This is a genomic window from Kitasatospora sp. NPDC059673 (assembly GCF_042734215.1).
Classification (GTDB): Bacteria; Actinomycetota; Actinomycetes; order Streptomycetales; family Streptomycetaceae; genus Kitasatospora.
In genome coordinates this window covers 80,350-90,729 of sequence record NZ_JBHWEN010000029.1, presented here as the reverse complement: position 1 = coordinate 90,729, position 10,380 = coordinate 80,350, and the positions used below count along the sequence as shown (strand labels likewise).

The window sequence follows — 10,380 nt, the reverse complement described above, 5'->3', positions numbered from 1 at the left end:
CTCGGAGATGTGTATAAGAGACACTCCCAGCCCTGGCGGGCCGGGAGGTACCCCCACGCGCCCCTGGTTTCGCGCCCGCCTGCCTTCCCCCCAGCTACAGCCAACCCTTTTCGCGGGCGACCCGCACCGCCTCCGCGCGGTTCCTCGCGGCCGTCTTCTGGATCGCCATCGACAGGTAGTTCCGCACCGTCCCCTCGGAGAGGTGCAGCCGGGCCGCGATGTCCGCGTTGACGGAGCCGTCGGCCGCTGCGGCCAGCACCTCGCGTTCGCGCCCCGTGAGGGGATTCGCGCCTTCCGCGAGCGCGGCGGCAGCCAGTGTCGGGTCGATGACCTTCTCGCCGCGCAGGACGCGCCGGATCGCGCCGGCGAGCTCCGCGGCCGGTGCGTCCTTGACCAGGAACGCGTCCGCGCCGGATTCCATCGCGCGGCGCAGGTAGCCGGGGCGGCCGAAGGTGGTGGCGATCACGACCTTGGTCTGCGGCCGGACCCGCCGGATCTCCGCGCAGGCGTCGATGCCGGTCATGCCGGGCATCTCGATGTCGAGTACGGCGACGTCGATGCGGTGGTGCGTCACCGCGGCCGCGACCTCGTCCCCGCGGGCGACCTGGGCGACGACGTCGAGGTCGTCCTCCAGCGAGAGCAGCGCGGCGAGTGCCTCCCGCACCATGCCCTGGTCCTCGGCGAGGAGTACGCGTACCTGTCCGTCCGTCACGGGGCGCAGCCTATTCCCCGCTGGGGCCGGGTCGCAGCGGGACGAGGGCGCGCAGGCGGAAGCCTTTGCCGCGGTTGGCGGGGCCGGCGTCGAGGTGGCCGCCGACCTGTTCGAGGCGTTCGCGCAGGCCAGAAAGGCCGTTGCCGGGGAGGGACTTGCCGGGGCCGGGGCCGTTGTCGACGATTTCCAGGACGGCGTAGCGGCCGTCGTCCTCCCAGGTCTCGTCGAGGTGGACGGCGCAGCGGGTGGCGCCGACGCCGTGCCGGACCACGTTGGTGACGGCTTCGCGCAGGGCCCAGGCGAGGGCGCCGGTCTCCTCGGGGCCGAGGCCGGGGCGTTCGTCGGTCAGGCGGGGGTCGGAGTCGAGTTCGATCCGGCTGGCGGTCAGGGCGGTGCGGGCGGTGGCGAGTTCGACGGCCAGGGTGGGGCGGCGGAAGCCGCTGACGGCTTCGCGGACGTCGGTGAGCGACTGCCGGGCGACCTTTTCGATGTCGGCGACCTGGGCGCGGGCCTCGGCGGCTTTCTCGGCGTCCATGAAGCGGCCGGCGAGTTCGCTCTTGATGGCGATCAGCGAGAGCGAGTGCCCGAGCAGGTCGTGCAGGTCGCGGGCGAGGCGCAGCCGTTCCTCGGAGGCGGCGAGGTGGGCGACGGCGGTGCGGGCCTCGCGCAGTTCCCGCATGGTGGTGACGAGGCGTTGCATGCCGTACATGGCGAAGCCGGCCAGCAGGCAGGGCAGTCCGACCGCGACCAGGGTGGTGTGGTCGGCGCGGGTGGCGAAGCCGATCAGCGCGAAGACGGCGGTGACGGCGGCGATGCCGCCGAGGGCGGTGCGGCCGGGCAGGATGATGGCGGCGCAGACCGAGGTGTAGGTGAACAGGGTCAGCCAGGCTTCGCCGAGGCCGATCGAAGTGCCGATCGCGATGCCGAGGATCAGCGCGAACGGCACGTACTGCCTGGCTCGGGTGCTGCGGCGGGTGTTGCGGATCACCACCAGCGACATGTAGGCGGCCAGGAAGAGCGCCAGCAGCGCCGCTCCGGCCACGGTGGCGGCGGTGGTGTGCCGGCCGGTCGCCAGGTCCTGGACGGGGTACAGCAGGTAGAACGCCCAGACGGACGTCCACATCAGCTTGACCAGCAGCTGCCGGCGGGTGTCGACGGGCACGCCCGGGTACGTGGTCCAGCGGCCGTCCGGCCCGTCCTCCCCGTGCCGGCCGGGGCGGCGGGCCGGGCCGGTGCTCTGCATGCGGGCCATCATGCCTGCTGGGCGTCCTTGCGGTACAGGTAGGCCGCGACGCCCGTGAACAGCGCCAGGAACCCGGCGAGGGCGGCGATCGCGAAGCCCGGGACGCCCTGGCCGTGGATGAACGAGGCCAGCTGGTTGTAGTCGTAGACGGGGTTGAACCGGGCGTAGGTCTTCAGCGAGTCACCGACCGGGAACCAGGTGCCGCCGAGCAGCGCCATCAGCATGTAGACGATCATCACGACGGGCTGGACGGCGTCCGGCTGGGCGGCGTACCCGAGGGCGACGCCGAGCGCGGCGAACACGAAGCTGCCGAGCCACAGGACGGCGGCCAGGCCGAGCCACTGGGCGGCGGTGAGGTCGACGCCCTCGATCGCGCCGATCGTGAAGACCACGGCGATGGCGGGCAGGGTGGTGACGGCGCAGGCGGCGATCTTGCCGACGGTGTAGGCCCGGCCGGGCAGTGCGGTGAGCCGCAGTTGGCGGGTCCAGCCGCTCTTGCGTTCCAGCGAGATCCGCTGCGCGGAGCCGGTGAGGACGGCGCCGACCGCGCCGAAGGTGGCCATCGAGACCATGAAGTACGACTTGACGGAGGCTCCGCCGGCCACCGTGCTGCCGCTGCCGTAGGCGCTGATGAAGAACAGGTACAGCAGGCCCGGGTAGAGGACGATGAGCATCAGGTACCGCTTGTTGCGCAGGGTGCGCAGGATCTCCAGCTTGATCAGGGTGGTCATCGCGCGCTCGCCTCTGCTTCCTCGGTGCGGTCCTGCTCGCCGGTGATGGTCAGGAATGCCTGCTCCAGGCCGAGGCTGGTGACCTCCAGCCCGCGCGGGTACAGGCCGGCCTTGTAGAGCGCGGCGACGCCCGCGTCGGCGTCGGTGGAGCGGATCCGGACGGTGTGCACGCCGTCGGTGCGGGTGCTGACGTCCAGTCCGACGGTGCCGGGCAGGGCGCGCAGCACGGATTCGTCGAGCGGGCCGCCGTCGGAGGGGTGCAGTTCGAAGCCGATCCGGCGGGCGCCGGCCTTGGCCTTGATCTCGGCGGAGGAGCCGTCGGCGATCAGTCGGCCCTTGTGCAGCACCAGCACCCGGTCGGCGATGGAGTCGGCCTCCTCCAGGTAGTGGGTGGCGAACAGCACGGTGCGGCCGGTGTCGGCCTGGGCGCGCATGGTGGCCCAGAACTGCTGGCGGACCGAGACGTCCATGCCGGTGGTGGGCTCGTCCAGCACGATCAGGTCGTTGGCGCCGGCCACCGCGAGGGCGAACCGGACGCGCTGTTCCTGGCCGCCGGAGAGTTTGTCGACCCGGCGGTCGGCGAGGTCGGCGATCCCGGCGGTCCGCAGCACCTCCTGGGGCTGGTGGCCCTTGGGGTGCACCTTGCAGGCCAGGGCGACCAGTTCGCGGACCTTGACGTCGCTCATCAGGCCGCCGCTCTGCAGCATCGAGCCGACCCGGCCGCCGGTGATCGCCTCGCGCGGGGTGCCGCCGAACAGTTCGACGGTGCCGCTGTCGGGCTCGCGCAGGCCCAGCAGCAGGTCGAGGCTGCTGGACTTGCCCGCCCCGTTGGGGCCGAGCAGGGCGACCGTCTCGCCCGGTCGCAGGACCAGGTCGAGTCCGTTCACCGCCTTCACCCGGCCGTAGCTCTTGCTGACGTTCCGGAAGGCCGCGACCTCCCCCGTTCCCGTGCCCATCTGTCTTTCAGTCCCTTCGGAGCCGTCTCTCTTCGACTCCTCAAGACTCCTGGGAACGGGGGTGCCGGCGGCAGTGTGCACCGTCGTGACGTCCGCATGACGGATGTCACGGGTGCATCCGTTACGCCATGCCCAGGGCGTCCTTCAGGAACCGCACCTGGAGCAGCAGCAGGTTCTCCGCGACGTCCTCCTGCGGCGTCATGTGGGTGACCCCGGACAGCGGCAGCACGGTGTGCGGGCGGCCGGCGGCGAGCAGCGCGGTGGACAGCCGCAGGCTGTGCGCGACCACCACGTTGTCGTCGGCCAGGCCGTGCACGATCATCAGCGGCCGGCGCAGCGAAGGGGCCAGTGCCACCACGGAGTTGGCGGCGTACGACTCGGGTTCGGTGTTCGGGTCGCCGTAGTAGCGCTCGGTGTAGTGGGTGTCGTACAGGTCGTGCTCGGTGACGGGCGCGCCGGCCACCGCGGCGTGGAAGACCTCGGGTTCGCGGAGCACGGCGGCGGCGGCCAGGTAGCCACCGTAGGACCAGCCGCGGATGGCGACCCGGCCGAGGTCGAGCGGGAACTCCTCGGCGAGCGCGTGCAGCGCGTCGACCTGGTCGGCGACGGTGATCTCGGCGGTGCGCCGGTTGATGGACTTCTCCCAGGCGGGGCTGTGCCCGGGGGTGCCGCGCCCGTCGGCGACGATCACGGCGAAGCCCTGGTCGGCGAACCACTGCGAGGTCAGGTGCGGGTTGTGCGCCTGCACCACGCGCTGGCCGTGCGGGCCGCCGTACGGGTCCATCAGCACCGGCAGCTGCCCGTCCACGTCCGGGTCGTAGCCGGTGGGCAGCAGCACCGCGCAGGGGATCCGCCGCTCGCCGGCGAACCGGAACACCGGGCGGGCGGTCAGCAGCGGGGTGTCCGCGTGCGAGGCGATCACCAGGGGTTCCGCGCCCTCCCGCAGCACGGTGACGGTGCTGCCGGGCCGGCGCGGGTCGGCGGTGGTGAGCACGGTGGTACCGCCGCCGCGCACCGCACCGAGTGCGCCGTCGCCGAGCTCCCGCACGCCGTCCGGGCCGTGGGTGAAGACGCCGAGCCAGCCGGGCGGGCGGCACTCGAACTCGGCGGCGCCGCGGGAGGCCGAGAACAGCACCTGCTCGCCGTCCAGGCCGAGCACCGAGCGGACGTGCAACTCGGCGTCGGTGACGGCCTGTTCGCCGACCATCAGGACCCGGGCGCCGTCGTGGTCGGCGATCCGCACCAGCTGCCCGTCGGCGCGCCGCACCGGGACGCCGCCGAACAGCTCCAGCCAGTCCTCGTCCCGCTCGGTGAGCAGCACGGTGGTGTCGCCGGTGCTCGGGTCGGCTTCCAGCACCAGCTGTTCGCGCTGGTCACGGGCCTGCACCTGGAGCAGCGGCGGGCCGCCGGCCGACCAGTGCACGCGGGCCAGGTAGGGGTAGGAGGCGCGGTCCCAACGGATCTCGGTGCGGGTGCCGTCCAGGCCGAGCAGCCAGAGCCCGACCTCGGCGTTGGGGGTGCCGGCGGCGGGGTAGGCGATCTCGACCGGCGGGCGGCCGGGGTTGGCGGGGTCGGCGATCCACCAGCGGCGCACCGGCGTGTCGTCGACCCGGGCGGCGAGCAGCGCGCTGCCGTCGGGGGCCCACCAGTGGCCGCGGTCGCGGCCCATCTCCTCCTGGGCGATGAACTCGGCCTGCCCCCAGCTGATGCCCTCGCCCTCGGGCCCGGCGAGCAGCCGGTCGCCGCTGCCGTCGAGGGCGGTCACCCGCAGCTCGCCGCTCGGGGTGGCGTAGGCGACGTGGCTGCCGTCCGGGCTCGGTCGCGGGTCCAACAGCGGTGCGGCGGCGGGCAGTTCGCGGGCTTCGCCGGTCTCGGTCGCGACGGCGAACAGCCGCCCGGAGAGGGCGAGGACGGCGGTGCGCCCGGCGGCGTCCAGCGCGTAGCCGACGATGCCGGCGGAGGTCTCCCGGCTGCGTTCGCGGCGGGCCCGCTCGGCGGCGGACAGTTCCTCGGCGCCGCCGCCGAGCAGCACCGCCGGGTCGGCGAGCACGGTCTCGGTGCCGGTCGCCACGTCCAGGCTCCACAGCAGGTTGGCGGGCGCCCCGGCGCCCCGGGAGCGCAGGAACAGCACCCGCGCGCCGTCCGGGGTGACGCTGAACGACCGGGGCGCGCCGGTGGTGAACCGGTTGGTGCGCGCGTACTGCCGGGGGAAGGTGTCGTGCGGCTTCTCGGTGATCATGCCGCCGACCTTAAAGCCTGGCCCGTCGGCCGCTCACTCCTTCGGCCCAGCGTGCCGCACCTGCGACGCACGGCCGTTCGGACCGCCTCTGACCGGCGGCGCTGTATCCGAACGAGGCCGCCGCGACACCCCGGAAGGGCTCACGGAACGTCACCCGGAGGTCACCGATCCGGTATCAGTTGACCATCGTTCCGCCCGCTGCCCCGCCCCGGGGCGGCGCACCCGAGGAAGGGTGTGAGCCGTCATGGCTTTGTCCGTCTCCGCCGCTGTCCTGATGCTCTTCGTGGTCTGGCTCCTGGTCCGGCGTTCGGGCCTGAAACTGGGCCATGCGCTGGTGTGCGCACTGCTCGGCTTCTACCTGGCCTCCAGCTCGATCGCACCGTCGATCCAGGAAGTGACGGCCAACCTGGCCGGAATGATCAACAGCCTGAAGCTCTGACCGCTGTCCGCGCGGCGCCACGGCCTGTCCGGGAGTCCTCTCCGGGCAGGCCGTAAGCTGCGGGACATGACCTCCGTACCCCCGGCCGACGCGCGCGGGCTGCTGCTGGTGCACGCCCACCCCGACGACGAGTCGATCAACAACGGCTCCACCATGGCGCGTTACGCCGCCGAGGGCGTCCGGGTCACCCTGGTGACCTGCACCCTGGGCGAGGGCGGTGAGGTGATCCCGCCGAAGCTGGCCCACCTGGCGCAGGACCGGGACAACACCCTGGGCGCCCACCGGATCGGCGAACTGACCGCCGCGATGCGCGAGTTGGGGGTCACCGACCACCGTTTCCTGGGCGGCGCGGGCCGCTACCGGGACTCCGGGATGATGGGCGTCGCGGACAACGAGGACCCGTCCTGCTTCTGGCAGGCCGACGTGGACGAGGCCGCCGGCCACCTGGTCGCGGTGATCCGCGAGACCCGCCCACAGGTGCTGGTGACGTACGACGAGCACGGCGGCTACGGCCACCCCGACCACATCCAGGCGCACCGGGTGGCGCTGCGCGGCTACGAGTTGGCCGCCGACCCCTCGTTCCGCCCGGAGCTGGGCGAGCCCTGGCAGATCGCCAAGGTCTACTACAACCGGATGCCCCGCTCGGTGATCGAGGCCGGACTGCGCCGGACCGCCGCCGAGGCCCCGTTCAAGGGCGTCGCGCCGGTCGATCAGATCCCCGGCGTGGTGGACGACCTGCTGGTCACCACGGCACTCGACAACGCGGCGCACGCGGGTGCGAAGGCCGCCGCGATGCGGGCGCACGCCACCCAGATCGTGGTGGACGGGCAGCACTTCGCGCTCAGCAACGACCTGGGCCAGCCGCTGCTGGCCACCGAGTACTACCAGCTGGTCCGCGGCGCGCTCGGCCCCGGCGGCCCGGAGAGCGACCTGTTCGCCGGGGTGGCCCGGTGAAACTCCTCCACCCCCTCTTCGGCAGCCGCGAGGACCGGCTGGGCGAGCCGATGCCGCCGCGCGGCGCCCGGATCGCCGTCTACACGGTGCTGTTCCTGCTGGGCGCGGCGGTCTCGGTGTGCGGAGCTTTCGTGCAGGCTCTGTGGGCACCGCTGGGCGTGCTGCTGGCCCTGTTGGCCTGCGGCGGCCTGTTCTACGGCGGGCTGCGGGCGACGGGCACCAAGCTGGGCGCGGGCGCGCCGCTGGCCGGCTGGTTCCTGGTGCTGGCGGTGCTGCTGGCGCCCCGTCCGGAGGGCGACCTGGTGCTCGCCGCGACCGCCACGGCGTACGCCTACCTGTTCGGCGGCTCGGTGCTCGGTGTGGTGTGCGCGACCCTGCCGACCCGCTCCGGGTTCCTGTTCGGCGTACCGGCGCCGCAGCCCCGACAGGCCGTCAAGGACGGCGACCGGTAACGCCATACCGGGGGGATTCGGACCATTGGGATCCACCGGTCGTCCGACGGGCCGGATTCGCAGTCGGTATGGTGGTGCCTCGGCGGGCCACCCCCACCGTTTGGCCCCGACCGGGCAGGACGGTACCTTCGGCACCACTCGCGTGACGGGGCGTTGCCGCAGCCGACATGTGAACAGCTGATGTCCCCCGGGGCCGTTCGGCCCGCCGCACGCCGCACGCCCGCGTACGGCGGCCCAACCCGCCCCATACGCAGCGGACGGCCCAGCCGGCCAGGCCGCGAACCCGGAGCAGAGCAGCATTGAGCAGCCGCGAATCTGACAACGCCCACCCGCAGCCCCGCCGCGGCGGCCCCGACGCGTACCCGTCGGGCACCCCGCCGTACGGCACCGGCCTGCCCGGTGGACTTCCGGACCCGGCCGCCGCACGGACCGCTTCCGGCCCGCGCGCCGACGAGGCCGAGCTGCCGAAGACGGAGACCACGCTGACCACCCGGGTGCGGATCAACATCCCCGGGTCCCGGCCGATCCCGCCGGTCGTGGTGCAGAGCAAGGTCAAGGACGACAAGCCGGCCGAGCCGGCCGGCCCGCGCCACCGCGGCGGGGGCGGCGACCCGGTCCTCGGCGTGATGGACGGCGGCGCCGGCCGCGGCACCGCCACCCCGCCGAAGCTGCCGCCGGAGTGGCAGGAGCCCGCCGCGCCCAGGGCCGCCGAGTCGGAGTCCACCGGCGAGTGGTTCAAGCCCCGGCAGAAGTCCCGTCAGGAGCCCGCCCCGGCACCCGCACAGGCCGCCCCCGCGGCCCCGCCGGCGGGAGGCCCGGCCGGCGGCCCGCAGGCCGCGCCGCGCCCGTCCGGCGCGCCGGCCTCGCCGTTCGCCCCGGCCGACCGGCCCGCCGCCGAGCCGCCGCAGCACCAGCAGCAGGCGCAGCTGCCCGGGCAGCAGCAGCCGATGGCCGCTCAGGACCCGTACGCGGCCGAGCAGCAGCACCGCCGGCAGCAGCCGGTGGCCGGCCAGGACCCGTTCGCGGCCCGTCCGCGGGCCGCCGCGCCACAGCAGCCGGAGCCGCAGGGCGAGCCGTTCGCCGGCGCCCGGGGCCCGGCCGCAGGTGCCCAGGAGCCCTTTGCCGGCCCCCAGGACCCGTACGCCGCCGAGGCCCCGGGTGCGCCCCGGGCGCAGCACGGCGGCGCGCCCGGCGGTCAGGGTGGCCCGGCCCCGTTCCCCGGTGGCCAGGACCCGTTCGCGGCCGGGCCGGCCGCCGCCCAGGGCCCGGACGCGGAGCCGGAGGACACCCAGATCGGCGGCTTCGATCCGATCACCGGCGAGGAGCCGCCCCAGGGCGGTGCGATAGCCGCTGACCCGCCGACCACCCAGTTGTTCCTGAACGCCCCGAAGCCGCCGTCCCACCCGGCCGCGGCCGACCCGTTCGCCACCGCCGCCGACCGGCCCCGTCCGGCGGGCGGCAACGGCGGGGGCCGGTTCGCGGATCTGCCCGAGGCGCAGCCGTTCCCGGGCGGGCCGCGGGCCGCGACGCCCAAGCGTGAGGCGCCGAACGGGCAGCCGCCGGCGGAGCAGGAGGGCGCCGAGGCGCCCGCCCCGAAGAAGCCGGCGGCCAAGAAGTCCGGTGGCGGCAAGGTCAAGAAGCTCATGGTGACGGGTGTCGGCGGCCTGGTGTTCCTGGGCGCGGCGGCGTACGGCGCGGGCCTGATGATGAATCAGTCCGACATTCCCAAGGGCACCACGGTGCTGGGCACCGACATCGGCGGCGACTCCCGCGACCAGGCGGTGACGGCGCTGGACGGTTCGGTCGGCAAGGCCGGTCAGCAGCCGCTGCGGTTGAAGATCGGCGAGCAGTCGGTGACCCTGGATCCGGCCAGCGCCGGCCTGAGCTTCGACACCACGGCGACCGTGGACGGGCTGACCAAGCACAGCTACAACCCGGTCGAGGTGCTGTCCTCGCTGACCGGCGGCAGCAAGGCCGTCGAGCCACAGGTGCGGGTGGACAAGGCGAAGTTGAAGGCCGCGCTGGACGACCTGGCCGTGAAGTCCGGGCAGGGCCTGCAGGAGGGCTACGTCAAGTTCACCGAGGCGGGCGGCACCGAGGTGGTGCCGGGCAAGGCCGGGCAGGGGCTGGACTCCGCCTCGGCCGCCGACAAGGTCGAGCAGGCCTACCGGGACCGGGCGGCCGGCAAGCCGGACGCCGAGCTGGCGCTGCCGCTGACCGACGCCAAGCCGAAGGTCGGTCAGGACGCCCTGCAGGCCGCCGCGGACAGCATCGGCAAGCAGGTGCTGAACGGCCAGATCACCATCACCGCGGGCACCAAGCAGTTCAACTTCGGCAAGAGCACCGCGGCGAAGGCGCTGGTCCTGGCCCCGGACGCCTCCGGCACCGTCACCCTGAAGTGGGACCTGGACCAGCTGGCCAAGGCCATCGCCCCCACCCTCGACAAGGTGAAGATCACCAAGAACGGCCAGTCCTCGGTGATCACGGCGCAGGACGTGGCGGACGCGATCGGCCAGACCATCGCCAAGACGGGCCGGGACCGGGTGTACAAGTTCCCTGGCTGACCTGTCGTCAACACCCGCGCCGGGCCGGGGCTCCGCAGTCGGAGCCCCGGCCTTCGGCATGCTGGCGAATCCTCGCCAGTGGCGTCCCAG

General features: G+C 73.8%; 9 protein-coding genes. 4 read left to right on the top strand and 5 right to left on the bottom strand.

Annotation, left to right across the window (positions count from 1 at the left end; all coding sequences use genetic code 11):
* Positions 1 to 94: 94 nt before the first annotated feature.
* The 5 genes from ACFV18_RS27865 to ACFV18_RS27845 all read right to left on the bottom strand — a co-directional run bounded on the left by ACFV18_RS27865 (position 95) and on the right by ACFV18_RS27845 (position 5,881).
* Positions 95 to 712, bottom strand: coding sequence for a response regulator (locus tag ACFV18_RS27865; protein WP_380487817.1), 618 nt, complete (start codon positions 710 to 712; stop codon positions 95 to 97).
* A 10-nt stretch (positions 713 to 722) separates the two neighbouring features.
* Positions 723 to 1,955 (bottom strand): sensor histidine kinase, encoded by a 1,233-nt coding sequence (locus ACFV18_RS27860; RefSeq protein ID WP_380487815.1) that lies wholly within the window; start codon positions 1,953 to 1,955, stop codon positions 723 to 725.
* An 8-nt stretch (positions 1,956 to 1,963) separates the two neighbouring features.
* Complete coding sequence (locus ACFV18_RS27855; RefSeq protein ID WP_380487813.1) at positions 1,964 to 2,686, bottom strand: ABC transporter permease; 723 nt, start codon at positions 2,684 to 2,686, stop codon at positions 1,964 to 1,966.
* Complete coding sequence (locus ACFV18_RS27850) at positions 2,683 to 3,642, bottom strand: ABC transporter ATP-binding protein (protein WP_380487812.1); 960 nt, start codon at positions 3,640 to 3,642, stop codon at positions 2,683 to 2,685. Before ACFV18_RS27850 ends, ACFV18_RS27855 begins: the two co-directional genes overlap by 4 nt.
* Before the next feature lie 121 nt (positions 3,643 to 3,763).
* Entirely contained in the window at positions 3,764 to 5,881 is a 2,118-nt protein-coding gene (locus ACFV18_RS27845) for an alpha/beta fold hydrolase (protein ID WP_380487810.1), read from the bottom strand.
* 244 nt (positions 5,882 to 6,125) lie between these two features.
* Between ACFV18_RS27845 and ACFV18_RS27840 the strand changes: the two genes are divergently transcribed.
* From ACFV18_RS27840 to ACFV18_RS27825, 4 genes are all read left to right on the top strand, one after another.
* Positions 6,126 to 6,320 (top strand): DUF2304 domain-containing protein, encoded by a 195-nt coding sequence (locus ACFV18_RS27840; protein WP_380487809.1) that lies wholly within the window; start codon positions 6,126 to 6,128, stop codon positions 6,318 to 6,320.
* A 66-nt stretch (positions 6,321 to 6,386) separates the two neighbouring features.
* Entirely contained in the window at positions 6,387 to 7,274 is an 888-nt protein-coding gene (mshB, locus tag ACFV18_RS27835) for an N-acetyl-1-D-myo-inositol-2-amino-2-deoxy-alpha-D-glucopyranoside deacetylase (protein WP_380487807.1), read from the top strand.
* Complete coding sequence (locus ACFV18_RS27830) at positions 7,271 to 7,726, top strand: DUF6113 family protein (protein WP_380487805.1); 456 nt, start codon at positions 7,271 to 7,273, stop codon at positions 7,724 to 7,726. The genes mshB and ACFV18_RS27830 overlap by 4 nt, the downstream gene beginning before the upstream one ends.
* A 299-nt stretch (positions 7,727 to 8,025) precedes the next feature.
* Complete coding sequence (locus ACFV18_RS27825) at positions 8,026 to 10,290, top strand: hypothetical protein (protein ID WP_380487803.1); 2,265 nt, start codon at positions 8,026 to 8,028, stop codon at positions 10,288 to 10,290.
* The last annotated feature ends 90 nt before the right edge of the window (positions 10,291 to 10,380 follow it).

Bases quoted from the DNA above. Each gene is read 5' to 3' on its own strand.
- ACFV18_RS27860 (WP_380487815.1), bottom strand. From the start codon at position 1,955: ATGCAGAGCACCGGCCCGGCCCGCCGCCCCGGCCGGCACGGGGAGGAC.
- ACFV18_RS27855 (WP_380487813.1), bottom strand. From the start codon at position 2,686: ATGACCACCCTGATCAAGCTGGAGATCCTGCGCACCCTGCGCAACAAG.
- ACFV18_RS27850 (WP_380487812.1), bottom strand. From the start codon at position 3,642: ATGGGCACGGGAACGGGGGAGGTCGCGGCCTTCCGGAACGTCAGCAAG.
- ACFV18_RS27845 (WP_380487810.1), bottom strand. From the start codon at position 5,881: ATGATCACCGAGAAGCCGCACGACACCTTCCCCCGGCAGTACGCGCGC.
- ACFV18_RS27840 (WP_380487809.1), top strand. From the start codon at position 6,126: ATGGCTTTGTCCGTCTCCGCCGCTGTCCTGATGCTCTTCGTGGTCTGG.
- mshB (WP_380487807.1), top strand. From the start codon at position 6,387: ATGACCTCCGTACCCCCGGCCGACGCGCGCGGGCTGCTGCTGGTGCAC.